The sequence below is a fragment of the Methylobacterium sp. E-041 genome (assembly GCF_022829665.1).
GTDB lineage: Bacteria > Pseudomonadota > Alphaproteobacteria > Rhizobiales > Beijerinckiaceae > Methylobacterium.
In genome coordinates this window covers 84,929-102,194 of sequence record NZ_JAKSYQ010000284.1, presented here as the reverse complement: position 1 = coordinate 102,194, position 17,266 = coordinate 84,929, and the positions used below count along the sequence as shown (strand labels likewise).

16 protein-coding genes and 1 tRNA gene are annotated in these 17,266 nt (G+C 69.4%); 5 read left to right on the top strand and 12 right to left on the bottom strand.

Going from position 1 to position 17,266, the window contains the following annotated elements; translation table 11 throughout:
• Nucleotides 1-12: 12 nt before the first annotated feature.
• The 9 genes from rnr to glnA all read right to left on the bottom strand — a co-directional run bounded on the left by rnr (nt 13) and on the right by glnA (nt 8,387).
• Entirely contained in the window at nt 13-2,349 is a 2,337-nt protein-coding gene (gene rnr, locus MKK70_RS25455) for a ribonuclease R (RefSeq protein ID WP_243950691.1), read from the bottom strand.
• Nucleotides 2,350-2,609: 260 nt separating this feature from the next.
• A complete protein-coding gene (locus tag MKK70_RS25450; protein ID WP_147728935.1) occupies nt 2,610-2,948 on the bottom strand; it encodes a hypothetical protein in 339 nt (112 codons plus the stop codon).
• A gap of 78 nt (nt 2,949-3,026) precedes the next feature.
• A complete protein-coding gene (locus MKK70_RS25445) occupies nt 3,027-3,605 on the bottom strand; it encodes an NADPH-dependent FMN reductase (RefSeq protein ID WP_243950689.1) in 579 nt (192 codons plus the stop codon).
• Between the two features lie 50 nt (nt 3,606-3,655).
• The gene (locus MKK70_RS25440) at nt 3,656-4,291 is read right to left on the bottom strand and encodes a VOC family protein (protein ID WP_243950687.1); all 636 of its coding nucleotides are present in this window, start codon (nt 4,289-4,291) and stop codon (nt 3,656-3,658) included.
• 385 nt (nt 4,292-4,676) lie between these two features.
• Nucleotides 4,677-5,021 carry a hypothetical protein gene (locus MKK70_RS25435; protein ID WP_243950686.1) on the bottom strand — a complete coding sequence of 115 codons (345 nt, stop codon included), beginning with the start codon at nt 5,019-5,021 and terminating at the stop codon, nt 4,677-4,679.
• Between the two features lie 214 nt (nt 5,022-5,235).
• A complete protein-coding gene (locus MKK70_RS25430) occupies nt 5,236-5,514 on the bottom strand; it encodes a hypothetical protein (protein WP_243950684.1) in 279 nt (92 codons plus the stop codon).
• Between the two features lie 110 nt (nt 5,515-5,624).
• On the bottom strand, nt 5,625-5,837 hold the full coding sequence (locus tag MKK70_RS25425; RefSeq protein ID WP_147843853.1) for a hypothetical protein: 213 nt from the start codon (nt 5,835-5,837) through the stop codon (nt 5,625-5,627).
• Nucleotides 5,838-6,504: 667 nt separating this feature from the next.
• The gene (locus MKK70_RS25420) at nt 6,505-6,828 is read right to left on the bottom strand and encodes a hypothetical protein (protein WP_243950682.1); all 324 of its coding nucleotides are present in this window, start codon (nt 6,826-6,828) and stop codon (nt 6,505-6,507) included.
• Nucleotides 6,829-6,977: 149 nt separating this feature from the next.
• On the bottom strand, nt 6,978-8,387 hold the full coding sequence (glnA, locus tag MKK70_RS25415) for a type I glutamate--ammonia ligase (RefSeq protein WP_147727913.1): 1,410 nt from the start codon (nt 8,385-8,387) through the stop codon (nt 6,978-6,980).
• A 349-nt stretch (nt 8,388-8,736) separates the two neighbouring features.
• On the opposite strand from glnA, the gene MKK70_RS25410 reads away from it, so the two are divergent.
• On the top strand, nt 8,737-9,756 hold the full coding sequence (locus MKK70_RS25410) for a glutamine synthetase beta-grasp domain-containing protein (RefSeq protein WP_147727912.1): 1,020 nt from the start codon (nt 8,737-8,739) through the stop codon (nt 9,754-9,756).
• 139 nt (nt 9,757-9,895) lie between these two features.
• Here the strand turns inward: MKK70_RS25410 and MKK70_RS25405 are convergent, their stop codons facing one another.
• Both MKK70_RS25405 and MKK70_RS25400 read right to left on the bottom strand, forming a co-directional pair.
• The gene (locus MKK70_RS25405) at nt 9,896-10,834 is read right to left on the bottom strand and encodes a glutaminase (protein ID WP_147727911.1); all 939 of its coding nucleotides are present in this window, start codon (nt 10,832-10,834) and stop codon (nt 9,896-9,898) included.
• 22 nt (nt 10,835-10,856) lie between these two features.
• Nucleotides 10,857-11,195 (bottom strand): P-II family nitrogen regulator, encoded by a 339-nt coding sequence (locus MKK70_RS25400; RefSeq protein ID WP_147727910.1) that lies wholly within the window; start codon nt 11,193-11,195, stop codon nt 10,857-10,859.
• 215 nt (nt 11,196-11,410) lie between these two features.
• Here MKK70_RS25400 and MKK70_RS25395 point away from each other — a divergent pair, with 215 nt between their 5' ends.
• Nucleotides 11,411-12,919: an NAD(P)H-hydrate dehydratase gene (locus MKK70_RS25395; RefSeq protein WP_243950680.1), complete on the top strand. Its 1,509-nt coding sequence runs from the start codon at nt 11,411-11,413 to the stop codon at nt 12,917-12,919.
• Nucleotides 12,920-12,971: 52 nt separating this feature from the next.
• Here MKK70_RS25395 and MKK70_RS25390 read toward each other — a convergent pair whose 3' ends face one another.
• Nucleotides 12,972-14,435 carry a multicopper oxidase family protein gene (locus tag MKK70_RS25390; RefSeq protein WP_243950678.1) on the bottom strand — a complete coding sequence of 488 codons (1,464 nt, stop codon included), beginning with the start codon at nt 14,433-14,435 and terminating at the stop codon, nt 12,972-12,974.
• A gap of 182 nt (nt 14,436-14,617) precedes the next feature.
• On the opposite strand from MKK70_RS25390, the gene MKK70_RS25385 reads away from it, so the two are divergent.
• The 3 genes from MKK70_RS25385 to MKK70_RS25375 all read left to right on the top strand — a co-directional run bounded on the left by MKK70_RS25385 (nt 14,618) and on the right by MKK70_RS25375 (nt 17,075).
• Nucleotides 14,618-14,702: transfer RNA gene (locus tag MKK70_RS25385), tRNA-Leu, on the top strand.
• Nucleotides 14,703-14,890: 188 nt separating this feature from the next.
• The gene (tig, locus tag MKK70_RS25380; RefSeq protein WP_147727614.1) at nt 14,891-16,321 is read left to right on the top strand and encodes a trigger factor; all 1,431 of its coding nucleotides are present in this window, start codon (nt 14,891-14,893) and stop codon (nt 16,319-16,321) included.
• A gap of 127 nt (nt 16,322-16,448) precedes the next feature.
• Nucleotides 16,449-17,075 carry an ATP-dependent Clp protease proteolytic subunit gene (locus tag MKK70_RS25375; RefSeq protein WP_147843596.1) on the top strand — a complete coding sequence of 209 codons (627 nt, stop codon included), beginning with the start codon at nt 16,449-16,451 and terminating at the stop codon, nt 17,073-17,075.
• Nucleotides 17,076-17,266 lie beyond the last annotated feature (191 nt).

Sequence of the window (17,266 nt, the reverse complement as noted above, 5' to 3'; positions counted from 1 at the left end):
CACCCTGCCGCCTCACCGGCGCGAGCCGCGGTGACGCGTGCCCGCGTTGCGGATGCCGGCGGGGCGGCCGCTCGGGGCGGCCTTGAAGGCGCGGCCGCCGGGCGCCTGGGTGCCGGAGGCCTTGGTTCCCGCCCGGGTGCGCCCTTCCGACAAAAGCTCGAAGCGCAGCGCGCCGGCGACGGGGGCGGCCTCGACGAGCTTCACCTCGACCTTGTCGCCCAGCCGGAAGGTCTCGCCGGTGCGCTCGCCGACCAGCGCGTGGCGGCCCTCCTCGTGGCGGAAGTAGTCGGCGCCCAGCGTCGAGATCGGCACGAAGCCGTCCGCGCCGGTATCGGCCAGCTTGATGAACAGCCCGGCCCGCGTCACGCCGGCGATCTGGCCGTGGAAGGTCGCGCCGACCCGGTCGGCGAGGTGGTGGGCGATCAGCCGGTCGATGGTCTCGCGCTCGGCCGCCATGGCCCGGCGCTCGGCCGCCGAGATCTGCTCGCCGACCTGCGCGAGGTCGGCGGCCGTCACGTCCGGCGAGAGCCCGTCCGTGCCCATGCGCCCGGCAGCGATCAACGCCCGGTGGACGATGAGGTCGGCGTAGCGCCGGATCGGCGAGGTGAAGTGGGCGTAGCGGCGCAGGTTCAGCCCGAAATGCCCGAGATTCTCCGAGCCGTAGACGGCCTGGGCCTGGCTGCGCAGCACCACCTCGTTGATGAACAGCGCGTGCTCGGTCTCGGCCACCGCCGCGAGGATGCGGTTGAACAGGGCCGGCCGGAGCGCGCCCTCCTTCGGCAGCTTGACGCCGACCGAGGCGAGCACCTCGCCGAGCGCGCGCATCTTCTCGATCGCCGGCTCGTCGTGCACCCGGTAGATCAGCGCCTGGCGCGCGCCCTCGAGCGTCTCGGCCGCCGCGACGTTGGCCTGGATCATGAACTCCTCGATCAGCCGGTGCGCGTCGAGGCGCTCCGGCACGATCACCCGGTCGACCGCGCCGTCCGGGGTCAGCAGCACCTTGCGCTCCGGCAGGTCGAGCGCCAGCGGGCCGCGCCGGTCGCGCGCCTCGCGGAGCGCCGCGTAGGCGGCCCAGAGCGGGCGGAGCGCCGTGTCGAGCAGCGCATTCGCGGCGTCGTCACCGTGCCCGTCGATGGCGGCCTGCGCCTGGGCGTAGGAGAGCTTGGCGCGCGAGCGCATCATCACCCGGTGGAACGTGTGCTTGCGCTTCGTCCCGTCGGCGGCGACCACCATCCGCACCGCCAGCGCCGGGCGGTCCTCGCCCTCGCGGAGCGAGCACAGGTCGTTGGAGATGCGCTCGGGCAGCATCGGCACGACCCGGTCGGGGAAGTAGACCGAGTTGCCGCGCTCCAGCGCCTCGCGGTCGAGGGCCGAGCCGGGGCGGACGTAGGCCGCGACGTCGGCGATCGCCACGGTGACGACGAAGCCGCCGGGGTTGCCGGCGTCGTCGTCGGCTTGCGCCATCACCGCGTCGTCGTGGTCCTTGGCGTCGGGCGGATCGATGGTCAGCAGCGGGCGGTCGCGCCAATCCTCGCGGCCCTTCATAGTGGCGGGCTTGGCCGCGTCGGCCTCGGCCAGCGTCGCCTCCGTGAACACGTGCGGGATGTGATGGAGGTGCAGCGCGATCAGGCTCACCGCCTTCTCGGAGCCGAGCGAGCCGAGGCGCTCGCGCACCCGGCCGCGCGGCAGCCCGAAGCGGGTCTCGCGCTCCAGCGTGACGCTGACGAGGTCGCCCTCGCGGGCCTCGCCCTCCTCGCCGGGCGGGATCAGGATCTCGCGGCCCTGCGAGCGCTTCTCCACCGGCACGATGCGGCCACCTTGGGCGCCCTCGCGGAACACGCCGATGATCTCGGCCTTGTTCTTGCCGATCACCTTGACGACGCGGCCGGTGTAGCGCCCGTCGGCGCCGTCGGGCTCGACCCTGAGCAGGGCGCGGTCGCCGATGCCGGCGGTCAGGCCCCGCGGCTTGCGGCCGCCGCGCGGCGCGTGGAGCACGATGGTCGGCGGCTTGCCCGTCCCGTCGCCCGTCCCATCGCCCTTGCCGGCATCCCACTCGGCGGGAAACGCCAGGAAGTCGCCGTTGCGGTCGCGCGAGCGGATGTCGGCCAGCACCACCGGCGGCAGGCGCCCGGCCTTCGACAGGCCGCCGCGCCCGCGGGCGATGTCGCCGTCCTCCTCGATCTCCTTGAGGATGCGCTTCAAGCCGATCTTGTCGGCGCCCTTGATGCCGAAGGCCTGCGCGATCTCGCGCTTGCCGACCGTGTCGGTCGCCTGCGCGATGAAGGCGACGATCTGCTCGCGCGAGGGGAGGGACGGCTCCCCCGCCTGGGTGTTGATGCGTTTGGCCAAAGGCTGTTCAGCTCGCTCGCGCCGCGCGCGGCGACGGTTCTGTTCGGGGATCGCGATCGAGGACCGCGCGTCTGTTCCCCAACATGGTGCTGCGCCCGATCCGGAGCAACATCGGCGCCGCCGGCCCTCGACAGGCGTCGGTCGCCGGTCTCCGCTCGGTGAGCATTTTCAAGCGGGGCGGATCCCGGCCCGCGTGAAGACAATACGGCCTCACGACAGGACAGAGCATCGTCCGCGATCCCTGGATCACGGACGATGCTCTAGCCGGTGGAGGCCGACTTGCGGATCGTCTCGACGGCGGCGTCGACGTCGAAGCCCGGCGCGATCAGGTCCTCGAGGGCGAACGGCGCGGCCCGCGGCAGGGTCAGGTTCACCTGGCCCTCGGCCGGCTGGAGCTCCGGCGCCTCGGCCGCCTTGATCGCTAGGGTCCAGGCGCCGTCGATGCGCAGCGATGCCGCCTCCGGCGGGTCGGCCGCCAGCGCCGCGAGCTTCTCCCGCGCCGCGTCGCGGCAGGCAAGGCTCGTCCGGTCGTCGGAGATCAGCGCCGCCTTGATCAGCTCGGCCAGGGCGTCCCGGACCCGTTCCACGCTCTCGTTCATGCCCAGCTCTCGTTGATGCCACGCCCGTCCTGCGACCCGCGGTCCCCGGCGCGTGGCAATCGCGGTGCCACTCGGCGCTCAGTACGGCGTGCCCTTCTGCCGCTGGGCCTTCAGCGCCTCGGCGTACCAGGCCAGCTCGTCGAGGAACTTGCCGGCGGCCTTGGTCAGCCACGGCTCGGCGGCCGTGCCCGCCTCGTCCAGCGCCTTGCCGACCCGCGGCACCGGCAGCAGCAAGGGGATGCTCGGCATGCCGAGCTCGGCCAGCATCGCCCGGAGCTGCATCGCCGCGCGCACGCCGCCGTACTGCCCGGCCGAGTAGCAGCAGATCGCCGAGGGCCGCCAGTAATACTCCTCCAGGAAGTGGTCGAGGGTGTTCGACAGGGCCGGCGGCACCGAATGGTTGTACTCGGCCGAGACCACGGCGAAGGCGTCGGCCCGGCGGTAGAGCGCCGCCAGCGCCTCGAGCTTCGGCGGCGCCTCGCCCTTCGGGTGCTCCTTGTACATCCGGTCGAGCAGCGGCAGCTGCAGCTCGGCGGGGTCGACCAGCGGCGCCTCCCAGCCGCGCCGCTCCAGCTCGGCGATCAGGAATCGCGCGACGCGAAGACCCTGCCGGTCGGAGCGGACGGAGCCGAGGATCACCGGGCAGACGAGGGCCATGGGACAATCTCCTGCAGGGGGCCGGAACGACGCGCCGATCGCGCTGCCCGTCAGGATAGCACGCGCAGGCCGTGGGGCGTCGCGATCTCGGCGCGGTAGCCGAACGCCCCGGCCCGGACCGCCGGCGCGTCCGCGAGCCGAAGCGTCCGGTACAGGGCGGCGATCCGGTCAAGATCGGGGTGCGTGAGGGTGAGGCCGGCGAGCCGGCAGCCGAGATCGGGCATCGCGCCGGCCGGGTGCGGGCCTTCGCCCCACGTCATCGGGCAGGGCAGGGCGCCGTCCTCGGGCCAGGCGCCGTCGCGGCGCACGGCGAAGCGCCAGCGCAGGGCGCCGCGGCTGACGGCCAGCGCATCGCCGAACAGGCCGGGATGGCGCCCGAGCAGGCCGTCGAGGTCGCCGGTGCGGGCGACCCAGCCGCGCAGGCGCCGGCCGGCCTCCCAGTCGGCCCGCACGCGGGCGCTGTCGTCGAGGCCGAACCAGCGCGGGCGGCCGGGCGGCGCGGCCGCCGCGTCCACCGCGATCACCTCGAGGAAGGTCGCCGGGCCGAGGCGCAGCAGATGGTTGCGGGTCGCCATCTCGCGGTGGCGCCCGCCCTCGGGCATGTCGACGCCGAGGCCGTCGCGGACATGAGCCACGCCCGCGGCGAGATCCGGTGCGACGATGACAAGGTGGTCGAGGGTGAGCATGGATCGATCCGCCGATTCGAACGATCAGGGTCCCAAAGCGACCGGCAACGCATTCCGAGGGGGCGTGATTGACCGTGACGACGATCGATCCCACCCCTGATCATAGAACCACAAACCGGGGGATTCCAAAGGGATCATCCCTTTGGCGGGGGCTCGGGGCCGAGCCCCGAGGATCATGCAGGGCCCTGGCCCGCACCCGCGAAAGATCTCGGGCCTTTCGAAACCCGGACGGGTCCGGGGAAGGATCCGTTCTTCACCGTCGGACGATCACCATGCTTCCATGACACGCTTCAGGCCTCGGCAACCTGCCGTGACTTCTACCGCATCCCTATCATCGACAGCCTTCGCCGGTTCCGAGCTGCCCTGCCGGCTCCCGAGGCGGGCGTTACGATCTGTCCCGCACCCGTTTGAGAAAACCTCTCAGCTCGGCGCCGTCGTGAAACACGATATCGGCGGAGGAGGACCACCACAGTTTCCGCAAGTCTTCATCTGAAAATTCGTCTGCGGTGATCGAGCTGAGATATTCCCTCAGTCTTGCGCGTTTTTCCGCATCCTTCAACGGCGATAAAACGGTACGGATCATTTCCTCTTCGCTCGACACGTCGTCGAGAAGATCCTGATAAAATTGCAGGCTGAAATCACAAAATTCCGCAGACAGCTTCATTTCGGCTGCCTTCTGCAGGGGGAAATGCGGCCCGGATAAGAAATCCGCTCGGGGAAGTCGGGTCATGTCTCGACTCGACGCCAACACGACGTTTATTGCGCCGATAAACAGTGATCTGATATGTGTGATTTGCGAATTTTAGCTATGCAATCATCGAGATGCAGCAACTCCAGCCTTCTTTAAATGGAAACACAAAATCTGCAATCGATGGCGGATCGTGCGGGATATGGAGATTTTATAGGAGGGATCGCGCATCGCAAGGATGAACTCGGGCCAGATATCAGAGCCGATCTCGCGCTCTTCTCAACAACTCACGCAGCCCAGCGCTATCACGAAACACGGTGTCTGCGGACGACGACCACCAGATTTCTTGCAGCTCCCTATCGTCTACATGATCCCGCGTTATCTCATCGAGATACGAACGCAGGCGCGCGCGTTGTTGCGGATTTGAGAATGGGGACAAGACCGAATTGATTAATTCCGCTTCTGTTTCAACGCCGTCCAATATGCCCGCATAAAATTGTCGTGAGAATTTCTCGAATTCCGGTGGCTGCTGCATGTCGATCCCCGTCACTCCGTGGATGCGCGGCTCGGACGCAAAAGCCACGCGCCGAATTCAGGTCATGGATCAAGTAAAAACCAGCACTGCGATTATATTTGATATACAAGCTACCTTAATTGCAGCAGCTCGGCATCCGAGGCGTCGTCGCGTGTGATCCCGTCGAGGAAGTCCTGCAGGCGGATCCGCTCCTGGCCGGTGAACGGATCGAGCACGATGTCACAGACCTCGTCTTCCGTCTTCCCAGTCGTGTCGAGGTCCTGGTAGAAACCCAGGCCGAGCCGATGGAATTCCGACGTGGGTTCGAGGCGCGGCTTCGCCATGGCGTCTTCCCTCTTCCCTCTGCGGCGTCCGGACCCGATCCCTCGGATTCTCTGGTCAGAGCCGGTCGCGGGCGCCGGCCAGGAAGGCGCGGAGATCCTGCACGGTGGGGAAGTAGATGTCGGCGTCCGTCTCATTCCACAGCCGTTCCAACGTCGCGTCGGACGCCTCGCGGACGGCCCGGTCGATGAACTGCCGCAGGCGGACGCGTTCCTCGCCACGAAAACGTCTGAGACCGAAATCCTACATCTCCTCGAGCGTCGGCGCGATGCGATCGATGGCCTGGATGTACCAGCGGGCAAAGGTCAGGAATTCCGGGGCGGCCTGCATGTCGATCTCAGTCGTTGCGCGGATAGGCGGTATGGATGCGGTACCCGCGGGGACTGCCCGGATCGTGAACGATGAACATTCCGACACCGTAGGTCGTGCGCAGATACGGCTCGAGCTGCCCCGCAGTGTAGGCTTCCCGCCCGGTTCTCTATCCGAAACGGGATGTTATGAAGGCATCGTCTCTTCTACCGGTTGCGACGTCATCGACCTCCGCAGCATTCTGCTCCAGTGTTCGATTGACAAAGTCGTTCGCAGTCTCCACTGACTCGAACGAGCCATCGCGCTTCAGGCCGTAACTGATGACCGGGAACGTCCTTCTGCTGGCCAGGACGCGACCCATCATCTCCGCATCCGTCTTGCCACATGCTCGCGAAGCGTATGCCCGCCGCGCGCCTCTTCCTCGGAGAGCAAGACCCTGTACCGGCGGTCGGCATCGTCCGAGACGTGAACGATCCGCGCATCGTCGGCGGAATCATGCCCGTCGCCCGTATCGCCATCCGTCCATTGGCCCCCGTTCGGGTTCCCGGCCGGCACGCGGGGTTGGTCGGCGTGATACGCACGCAGCGACAGGCGCAACCGCAGGAAGGCGACCTCCACGCGGTACGCGGCGATCAGCCATCTCGCCCGCAAAAGGCCCGTCGCGCCTGACACCATGGACTGCACCCCTCGGATCTTCCTATATTCCTACATAGGAAGATAGTCAGAACAGCGAGGCTCTCATCGCGGTTCTCAAACGCGAAGCGCCGGAGCCTCGAGGAGGCTCCGGCGCTTCGTCGTGGGCGATGGGAGCGGGCGTCGAGCCCGCCCCAGCCTTAGAGCGAGTAGTACATCGTGAACTCGACCGGGTGCGGGGTCATCTCGTAGCGCATGACCTCCTCCATCTTCAGGGCGATGAACGAATCGATCTGGTCGTCGGTGAAGACGTCGCCGGCCTTGAGGAAGGCGCGGTCGCGGTCGAGGTTCTGCAGCGCCTCGCGCAACGAGCCGCAGACGGTGGGGATCTTCTTTAGCTCGCGCGGGGGCAGGTCGTAGAGGTCCTTGTCCATGGCCGCGCCCGGATCGATCTTGTTCAGGATGCCGTCGAGCCCCGCCATCAGCAGCGCCGAGAAGGCGAGGTAGGGGTTGGCCATCGGATCGGGGAAGCGGACCTCGACGCGCTTGGCCTTCGGGCTCTTCGTCCACGGGATGCGGCAGGAGGCCGAGCGGTTGCGCGCCGAGTAGGCGAGCAGCACGGGGGCCTCGTAGCCCGGCACCAGGCGCTTGTAGGAGTTGGTCGACGGGTTGGTGAAGGCGTTCAGCGCCTTGGCGTGCTTGATGATGCCGCCGATGTACCACAGGCATTCCTGGGAGAGGCCGGCGTACTTGTCGCCGGCGAAGATCGGCTTGCCGTCCTTCCAGATCGACTGGTGCACGTGCATGCCCGAGCCGTTGTCGCCGAAGACCGGCTTCGGCATGAAGGTCGCGGTCTTGCCGAAGCTCTGCGCCACGTTGTGGATGCAGTACTTGTAGATCTGCATGTGGTCGGCGAGCAGCGTCAGCGTGTCGAACTTCATGCCGAGCTCGTGCTGGGCGCTGGCGACCTCGTGGTGGTGCTTCTCCACCTTCACGCCCATGCCCTGCATCGCGGCCAGCATCTCGCCGCGCATGTCCTGGGCCGAATCCTGCGGCGGCACCGGGAAGTAGCCGCCCTTGGTGGCGACGCGGTGGCCGAGGTTGCCGCCCTCGTAGTCCGTGAAGCCGTTGGTGGGCAGCTCGGTCGAATCGAGCTGGAAGCCGGTGTGGTACGGGTCGGCGCCGAACTTCACGTCGTCGAAGACGAAGAACTCGGCCTCCGGGCCGACGTAGATCGTGTCGCCGATGCCGGTGGACTTGAGATAGGCCTCGGCGAGCTTGGCGGTGCCGCGCGGGTCGCGCGGGTAGGGCGCGCCGGTCGAGGGCTCGAGCACGTCGCAGACGATGACCATGGTGGCCGCCGAGAAGAACGGGTCCATCGTGGCGGTCGCCGGGTCCGGCATCAGCAGCATGTCGGATTCGTTGATCGCCTTCCAGCCGGCGATCGACGAGCCGTCGAACATCGTGCCTTCCTCGAAGATCTCGTCGTCCACCAGGCTGACGTCGAAGGTGACGTGCTGCCACTTGCCGCGCGGGTCCGTGAACCGGAAGTCGACATACTTGACGTCGTTGTCCCGGATGGTCTTGAGCACCTCGGCCGCTGTCGTCATCGTGGACGTCCTCCTGACATTCGTGGGCCGCCGCACCGTGCCGTGCGCCGGACGTGGGCTCCATACAGCCCGCGACGCCGTCGTGCCAACCGAAGGGGCCGGGAAATCGTCGTCGCCTCGGACGACGGGCGGTGCCGCCGCATCGCCCGCGCCCGAGCCGCGCGAACCGGCCCCCTCCGAGCCCGACGCTCACGCGGAGTTGACTGCCTCGGCCGCGCGGGGACGGGAACCGCCGGCGGGACGGCGTTTCGCTGGCACGGTCCCTGCTAGCGGGGTCTCGGTCGTCGGAAGCCCCGGAGCGGCTGCCGTTCCCGCTGGCTTTTCATCGTTAACGGACGAGAGACTCGGAATGACGAAATACAAACTCGAGTATTTGTGGCTCGACGGGTACACGCCGGTCCCGAATCTTCGCGGCAAGACCCAGATCAAGGACTTCGACGGCTTCCCGACCCTCGAGCAGCTCCCGCTCTGGGGCTTCGACGGCTCATCGACCCTGCAGGCCGAGGGCGGCTCGTCCGACTGCATGCTCAAGCCCGTGCGCCACTTCCCCGATTCCACGCGCAAGAACGGCGTGCTGGTGATGTGCGAAGTGATGATGCCGGACGGCAAGACCCCGCACCCGTCGAACAAGCGCGCCACCATCCACGACGACCCGGGCGCCTGGTTCGGCTTCGAGCAGGAATACTTCTTCTACAAGGACGGCCGCCCGCTCGGCTTCCCGTCGACCGGCTACCCCGCGCCGCAGGGCCCGTACTATTGCGGCGCCGGCTACTCGAACGTCGGCCCGATCGCGCGCCAGATCGTCGAGGAGCACCTCGACCTCTGCCTCGACGCCGGCATCAACCACGAGGGCATCAACGCCGAGGTGGCCAAGGGCCAGTGGGAGTTCCAGATCTTCGGCAAGGGCTCCAAGAAGGCCGCCGACGAGATGTGGGTCGCGCGCTACCTGCTGCAGCGCCTGTGCGAGAAGTACGGCATCGACGTCGAGTACCACTGCAAGCCGCTCGGCGACACCGACTGGAACGGCTCGGGCATGCACGCCAACTTCTCGACCACCTACCTCCGCGAGACCGGCGGCAAGGAATACTTCGAGAAGCTGATGGCGGCGTTCAAGGAGAACCTCGACGACCACATCGCCGTCTACGGCCCCGACAACCACATGCGGCTGACCGGCAAGCACGAGACCGCGGCGATCAACCAGTTCTCCTACGGCGTGGCCGACCGCGGCGCCTCGATCCGCGTGCCGCACTCCTTCGTCAACAACGACTACAAGGGCTATCTGGAAGACCGCCGTCCCAACAGCCAGGGGGACCCCTACCAGATCGCCTCGCAGATCCTGAAGACGGTCGAGTCGGTTCCGACCCACTGAGGTCCGGGATTTCGGCCTTACGCGGCGGCGCGGGTCTTCGGATCCGCGCCGTCTTTCGTTCCCCGGGCGCGTGCCGGTCGGAACGCGGACCCCCCTCTCCCGGAGGGGAGAGGAGGCCCTTCGGCGCTTCGCGGAGAGCTCACGCGCCGAAGATCGACCAGCCCATGCGCTTGGTCAGGCTTTCCAGCGCGATCCGGCCGAGATGCGAGTTGCCGGATTCGTCGAGGCCGGGCGACCAGACCGCGATCGAGGCCCGGCCCGGGGCGATCGCCAGGATGCCGCCGCCGACGCCGCTCTTGCCCGGCAGGCCGACCCGGTAGGCGAACTCGCCCGAGCCGTCGTAGTGGCCGCAGGTCAGCATCACCGCGTTGATGCGGCGCGCGCGCTCGGGCGGGATCACCGACAGGCCGGTGGCGGGGTTCCGGCCGGAATGGGCCAGGAAGCGCCCCGCCGTGGCGAGCTGCCGGCACGACATGCTGATCGCGCAATGGTGGAAGTAAACGCCGAGCGTGTAGTCGACCGGGTTCTCGACCACGCCGAAGGACTTCATGTAGTTGGCCAGCGCCACGTTGCGGAAGCCGGTGCGCTTCTCGGACGCCGCCACCGCCTCGTCGATGGCGATGGTCGGGTCGTTGGCCAGCGCCTGCATGAAGCGCAGGATCTCGCCCAGCGCCTCGCGCGGCTGGTGGCCGGACAGGATCACGTCGGTCACCGCGATCGCGCCGGCATTGATGAAGGGGTTGCGCGGAACGCCCTGCTCGCGCTCCAGCTGCACGATCGAGTTGAACGGGCTGCCCGAGGGCTCGCGCCCGACGCGCTTCCACAGGGCGTCGCCGACCATGCCGAGCGCGAGCGTCAGGGTGAAGACCTTCGACACGCTCTGGATCGAGAACGGGGTCTCGCTGTCGCCGGCCGCGGCGATGGTGCCGTCGGCATCGATCACGACGAGGCCGAAGGCCTGCGGGTCGACGCGGGCGAGCTCGGGGATGTAGCGCGCGACCGTGCCCCGGTCGGAGCGCTGCCGCATCTCGTAGGCGATCTCCTCCACCACGCTGCGCAGGTGCGGAGCGAGGCTCACGCGCCGCCTCCCGGCGCGGGGCTCAGATCGCGTCCGGCCCGGTCTCGCCGGTGCGGATTCGGATCGCCTCCTCGATGGTCGAGACGAAGATCTTGCCGTCGCCGATGCGGCCGGTCTGGGCCGACTTGCGGATCGCCTCGACGGCGCCCTCGACCAGCGCGTCCGAGAGCACGATCTCGAGCTTCACCTTGGGCAGGAAGTCGACGACGTATTCCGCGCCGCGATACAGCTCGGTGTGGCCCTTCTGGCGGCCGAAGCCCTTGGCCTCGATCACGGTGATGCCCTGGAGGCCGACCTCCTGGAGCGCCTCCTTCACCTCGTCGAGCTTGAAGGGCTTGATGATCGCTTCGATCTTCTTCATGCCGGACGGCCCAACCTGCGCTCTATGATGCCGAATTTCTATCACTCCACCGGTCCGGCCGCCACGCCGTTTTCAACCCGCCCCCGGGGAAACTGCCCATTCTGGTTGCATGAAATGCAAATCGTTTAGGCAATTTTGCTGTGAGGGCCGATTGTTTGGGCATCGGCTGGACCGTGCACGGGCAGCGTGGGTTCGAACGAGACGGAAGTGACGCGATGGACGGCTCACGCCTGATGACGGTCGACGCGATGAGAACCGTCGATGCGACGGCGATCGCCGGGGGCACGCCGGGCATCGCCCTGATGCGGGCGGCCGGCGCCGCGGTGGCGGAGCGGGCGCGGGCACACCTGACCCCGGGCGGCCGGGTGCTCGTCCTGTGCGGCCCCGGCAACAACGGCGGCGACGGGATCGTCGCGGCCCGCCTGCTCGCCGAGGCCGGATACGGCGTCGATCTCGCCCTGCTCGGCCCCCGCGACGCCCTCTCGGGCGATGCGGCCGAGGCCGCGGCGGCGTGGACCGGGACGGTGCTGGGCCTGGCGGAGGCCGATCCGTCGCGCGCCGACCTCGTCGTCGACGCGCTGTTCGGCGCCGGCCTGTCGCGCGACCTCGAAGGGCCGGCCCGCCATGCGCTCGAGCGGGTCGCGGCGTCCGGGCGCCCGGTGCTGGCGGTCGACGTGCCGAGCGGGGTCGACGGCGATACCGGCGCCGTCCGCGGCTTCGCGCTCCGGGCGGTCGAGACCGTCACGTTCGTCGCGGAGAAGCCCGGCCACCGGCTGCAGCCCGGCCGCGGCCTGTGCGGCCGGCTGCACGTCGCCGGGATCGGCACCGGCCCGGCGGCGTTCGCGGCCGGGCTCGCGGTCGGCGCCCCGGCGTTCCGCAACGGACCGGAGGTCTGGGGCGCGCGCCTACCGCGGCTCGCCGATGCGAGCCACAAGTACACCCGCGGCCACGCCCTCGTGCTGTCGGGGCCGGCCACCCGCACCGGCGCGGCGCGGCTGGCCGCCCGCGGCGCGCTGCGGATCGGGGCCGGGCTCGTCACGGTGGCCTCGCCGGAGCGGGCGCTGGCGGAGAACGCCGCCCACCTCACCGCGATCATGCTGCGGCCGTGCGACTCCGCCGACGACCTCGACGACCTGCTCACCGACGAGCGCATCAACGCGATCCTGGCGGGCCCCGGCCTCGGCGTCGGCGAGGCGACGCGCGACCTCGTCGCGGTGGCGGCCGCCGCCGGGCGCGGCCTCGTGCTCGACGCCGATGCGCTGACGAGCTTTGCCAAGCAGGCGGCCCTGCTCGCCGCCCACCTCGCCGACGGCGACGCGAAGGCGGTGCTGACCCCGCATGCGGGCGAGTTCGCGAAACTGTTCGCGGGCACCGACGCCGTCGCGGAGGTCGGCAAGCTCGAGCAGGCCCGCCGCGCCGCCGCACGGGTCGGCGCCGTGGTGGTGCTCAAGGGCCCCGACACGGTGGTGGCCGCCCCCGACGGCCGCGCCGCGATCAACGACCACGCCACGCCGTGGCTCGGCACCGCCGGCTCGGGCGACGTGCTCGCCGGCCTGGTCGCGGGGCTCCTGGCCCAGGGCATGCCGCCGTTCGAGGCGGCCTGCGCCGCGGCCTGGCTCCACGGCGATGCCGGCCTGCGCCACGGCCCGGGGCTGATCGCCGAGGATATTCCGGAGTTGATGCCGGCGGTGCTGGCGGGGGTTCTGGAAGAGCTTGGAGGGTGACGACGGTCTTTTCCCTCGCCCCGCAAAGGGGGGAGGGAAGAAGCGGGCTGCGTCACGTCACCTCGAAGCAGGTCCACAGCCCGGTGTCGAACCGCTCCAGCACCGTCGCGCTGATCAGCCAGCGGCCGGGATTGTCGGCCTGGAAGGCGATGCGAGCGGTGCGGCCTTCGAGGAGCTGGAAGGTGTCGAGCCAGTAGGGCTCCCAGCCGTCGTCGAGGGGGTGGAGCAGGCGGAAGACGTGGCCGTGCAGGTGCAGCGCCTGCGGGAACGCGGTCTCGTTGCGCAAGGCCAGCACCACCACCTGGCCGCGCTTCACCGTGAAGATCGGCGCGAGGCCCGTGGTCGCGCTGGTGCCGTTGACCGACCAGATCCGGTTGGCGTCCCCGGAATAGGCCGGCTCCGCCTCGGGCTTGTCCTTCGAGAGGCTGGCGCCGCCGGTGATCACCACGTCGCGGCGCAGCGCGTTCTGCAGCTTGACCTCGCGCGGCAGCAGCGGGTTCTCGCCGATCGGGCCGATCGGCGGCCGCTTCTCGGTGACGGCCGAGCCCTTGGTGACGACGGTGGCGAGCTGCAGGCCCTGGCCGACCAGCGCGGTGATCGCCCCCTTCGCGTCGGCCTCCGCCGGCAGGTCGATCAGCAGGTCGTAGCGGGTGCCGGGCGGGAACGGCAGCGTCGCGCGCAGCGGCTCGAACGTGTCGGTCGGCTGGCCGTCGACGGCCGCGACGTAGACCTTCAGGCCCTCGAAGCGGATGCGGGTCGCCCGGGCGTTGCAGGCGTTGCCGAGCCGCACCCGGATCCGGCTGCCCGGCCGCGCCTCGAAGGTGGCCGGCACGTTGGCGCCGTTGATGGTCACGAGGTTGCCGAGCCGCCCGTTGCTCGCCGCGAACGCGGTCTGGCCGAAGGGCAGCAGCGCGCCGTCGTCCTGCAGGCGCCAGTCCTGCATCAGCAGCGACACGTCGGCCTCGACCGCGGGCGGCGCCTTCTCCTCCACGATCAGGAAGCCGGCGAGGCCCCGGCCGGACGGCTCGCTCGATCCGCCGACCACGAGCGGACGGACCAGGAAGGTGCCGGCGTCGGGCGGCACGAAATCGTAGGTGAAGTCGGCGCCGGGCGCGATCGGCGCCTGCGTCACGCCGCCGACGCCGTCCATGGCGTTCTTGTTGCGCACCCCGTGCCAGTGCAGCGAGAGCGGCTTGTCGGTCCTGTTCTCGACCCGCACGCGCACGGCCTCGCCGAGCTTCACCCGGAACGTCGGAGGCGCCGAGGTCCCGTCGAACGACCATACGGCGGTCTCGGGGGCGGGCTCGGGCCGGAAGCGCGTCTTGGACGGCGCCGCCTTCGCGGCGCGCGGCTCCGGCAGCGGCGCGGTCGGCGCCCCCGGCGCAGGCGCCGCGGGCTTGCCCTGGGCCCGGCCGGCCCGCGGGAGCAGGAGGAACGCGGCGCTTCCCAGGAAGAGCGCCCGACGCGACGCGCCGTGTCGAGATTCGGTCGGCGGCGCGGATCGGGCTGTCGGCATGGAACCTCGGAGCGGCGGGGCGCGCGCGCGGAATCCGGGGCGGATTCCGGGGCCGCCGCTTGTAGCCGCCGCCCCCGCGCGGCGCCACCGTTTCGGACCCGCAAGTTTTTTGCTGCGGCCTGTGCCTCGCATGCTATAGACCCGCCCTCCGGCGGCCGGACACGCGCCGGGCATCGGCGCTCGCGGGCGTGGCGGAACTGGTAGACGCGCTGGATTTAGGTTCCAGTGTCGCAAGACGTGGGGGTTCGAGCCCCTCCGCCCGCACCAGCTCCGCCGTCGGAAACGGAAACGGCCGATCCCTGTGCGGACGCGGGCGGCCGGCTCCGCCCAGCGGATGCCGTTCGCCTCGCGCGGTCCCGCTTCCCCGTACCGAACCCGCGACTCCGCCAGGCCTCAGCAAGGGCCGCACCCGGATGCTCGCGCATACGATCACACGGACTTTGAGAGCGACGACGATGCAGGTGACCGAGACACACTCCGAGGGGCTGAAGCGCACGTTTCAGGTGTCCCTCGCCGCGAGCGAGCTCGAGGATCGCCTGAACACCGAGCTGTCGGGCATGAAGGACAAGGTCCAGCTCAAGGGCTTCCGGCCGGGCAAGGTGCCGGTGGCGCACCTGCGCAAGGTCTACGGCCGCTCGGTGATGGCCGACGTGGTGCAGAACGCCGTCAACGAGGCGAACCAGAAGATCGTCGCCGACAACGGCCTCAAGCTCGCCCTCGAGCCGCAGATCGAGTTCCCCTCCGACCAGTCGGTGGTCGAGAAGGCGCTCGACGCCAAGGCCGACCTCTCGTTCAAGGTCGCCCTCGAGGTGCTGCCGAGCTTCGAGCTCGCCGACCTCTCCGACGTCAGCCTGACGAAGCTGGTCGCCACCCCCTCGGACACCGAAGTGAACGAGGCGCTGGAGCGCATGGCCGGCCAGAGCCGCCCGTTCACCGAGCGCGACGCCGGCGCGGCCGCCGAGACCGGCGACCGCCTCACCATCGACTTCGTCGGCCGCATCGACGGCACCGAGTTCGAGGGCGGCAAGGGCGAGGGCATCGATCTCGAGCTCGGCTCGAACTCCTTCATCCCCGGCTTCGAGGAGGCGCTGGTCGGCGCCAAGGTCGGCGAGCAGCGCCTCGTCAAGGCGACCTTCCCGGAGGCCTACGGCGCCGAGCAGCTCGCCGGCAAGGACGCCGAGTTCGACGTGACCGTCACCAAGATCCAGGCCCCGGGCGAGGCCAAGATCGACGACGACTTCGCCAAGGGCATGGGCCTCGACTCCCTCGACGCGCTCAAGGAGGCGGTGGCCAAGGCGATCGGCACCGACTTCGAGGCGGCCTCGCGCCGCAAGCTCAAGAAAGAGCTCCTCGACGCGCTCGACGGCCGCTACGCCTTCGACCTGCCGCCCTCGCTCGTCGCGCAGGAATTCGCCAGCGTCTGGGCCCAGGTCGAGCAGGACTTGAAGGCCCGCGGCAAGACCTTCGAGGACGAGGACACCACCGAGGAGAAGGCCACCGCCGAGTACCGCAAGATCGCCGAGCGTCGCGTGCGCCTCGGCTTGGTGCTTGCGCAGGTCGGCGAGAGCGCCGATATCAAGGTCTCCGACGAAGAGGTGAACCAGGCCCTCATCGCCCGGGTCCGGCAGTTCCCGGGCCAGGAGCAGCAGGTCTGGGATTTCTACCGGAAGAATGCGCAGGCGCTCGCCGAGCTTCGGGCGCCGCTGTTCGAGGAGAAGGTCGTCGACCACGTCCTCGGCCAGGTCAAGCTGGTGGAGGAGCCCGTCTCGAAGGAGACGCTCTTCGCCGACGAGGAAGCCGACGACGCCGGCGACGGGAAGGCCGACGCCAAGTCGGCCGACTCGACGTCCGCCGAGGCGGCGCCTGCTGAATCGAAGGCCGACTGAGCCCGCGCTCGTCTCGAGGCGGCGGGCATATGGTTAGGCGGCGTTAAGGAATGCCGTCGTTCGCTGACGCGCCCGGCCTCTCCGTGATTCGCGGAGGGCCGGGCCCCTTGGAGCCCAAAAGGCCATGATGAGAGATCCGGTCGACTATTATAACAGCGCGCTCGTGCCCATGGTGGTCGAGCAGTCGAGCCGCGGCGAGCGGGCGTTCGACATCTACTCGCGGCTGCTGCGCGAGCGGATCATCTTCCTCACCGGACCGGTCGAGGATTACGGCGCGTCGCTGATCGTCGCGCAGCTGCTGTTCCTCGAGGCCGAGAACCCGAAGAAGGAGATCTCCTTCTACATCAACTCGCCCGGCGGCGTGGTGACCTCGGGCCTGTCGATCTACGACACGATGCAGTTCATCCGCTGCCCGGTGACGACGCTCTGCGTCGGCCAGGCCGCCTCGATGGGCTCGCTGCTCCTCACCGCCGGCGAGCCGGGCCACCGCTTCGCCCTGCCCAACGCCCGCATCATGGTCCACCAGCCGTCCGGCGGGTTCCAGGGCCAGGCCACCGACATCCTGATCCACGCCCGCGAGATCGAGGCGCTGAAGAAGCGCCTCAACGAGATCTACGTGAAGCACACCGGGCGCGACTACGACTCGATCGTCCAGGCGCTGGAGCGCGACAACTTCATGACCGCCGATGCGGCCAAGGAGTTCGGCCTGATCGACGAGGTCATCCAGAAGCGGCCCGAGCCGGCCGCCGCCTGAGGAGACCGCATGCCCTCGCCCGGCGGCCGCGGCGTCGCCGGGGGAGGGGTGTGGCGATCGCGGCCTTGATCCCGCCGCGGCCGCGTGTTTGCATCGGGGTTCGCAGCGACCGGTTCGCGAGGGACCCCAGGCAAAGACGCGCAGGTGACTTTTTCTTTAAGCGGATTCCCTTACTTGTAAACGATGCGCGT

Excerpts from the sequence above, each read along its gene's own strand:
- MKK70_RS25450 (WP_147728935.1), bottom strand. The coding sequence starts at position 2,948 with ATGAACGAGAGCGTGGAACGGGTCCGGGACGCCCTGGCCGAGCTGATC.
- MKK70_RS25445 (WP_243950689.1), bottom strand. The coding sequence starts at position 3,605 with ATGGCCCTCGTCTGCCCGGTGATCCTCGGCTCCGTCCGCTCCGACCGG.
- MKK70_RS25440 (WP_243950687.1), bottom strand. The coding sequence starts at position 4,291 with ATGCTCACCCTCGACCACCTTGTCATCGTCGCACCGGATCTCGCCGCG.
- MKK70_RS25435 (WP_243950686.1), bottom strand. The coding sequence starts at position 5,021 with ATGACCCGACTTCCCCGAGCGGATTTCTTATCCGGGCCGCATTTCCCC.
- MKK70_RS25430 (WP_243950684.1), bottom strand. The coding sequence starts at position 5,514 with ATGCAGCAGCCACCGGAATTCGAGAAATTCTCACGACAATTTTATGCG.
- MKK70_RS25425 (WP_147843853.1), bottom strand. The coding sequence starts at position 5,837 with ATGGCGAAGCCGCGCCTCGAACCCACGTCGGAATTCCATCGGCTCGGC.
- glnA (WP_147727913.1), bottom strand. The coding sequence starts at position 8,387 with ATGACGACAGCGGCCGAGGTGCTCAAGACCATCCGGGACAACGACGTC.
- MKK70_RS25410 (WP_147727912.1), top strand. The coding sequence starts at position 8,737 with ATGACGAAATACAAACTCGAGTATTTGTGGCTCGACGGGTACACGCCG.
- MKK70_RS25400 (WP_147727910.1), bottom strand. The coding sequence starts at position 11,195 with ATGAAGAAGATCGAAGCGATCATCAAGCCCTTCAAGCTCGACGAGGTG.
- MKK70_RS25395 (WP_243950680.1), top strand. The coding sequence starts at position 11,411 with ATGGACGGCTCACGCCTGATGACGGTCGACGCGATGAGAACCGTCGAT.
- MKK70_RS25390 (WP_243950678.1), bottom strand. The coding sequence starts at position 14,435 with ATGCCGACAGCCCGATCCGCGCCGCCGACCGAATCTCGACACGGCGCG.
- tig (WP_147727614.1), top strand. The coding sequence starts at position 14,891 with ATGCAGGTGACCGAGACACACTCCGAGGGGCTGAAGCGCACGTTTCAG.
- MKK70_RS25375 (WP_147843596.1), top strand. The coding sequence starts at position 16,449 with ATGAGAGATCCGGTCGACTATTATAACAGCGCGCTCGTGCCCATGGTG.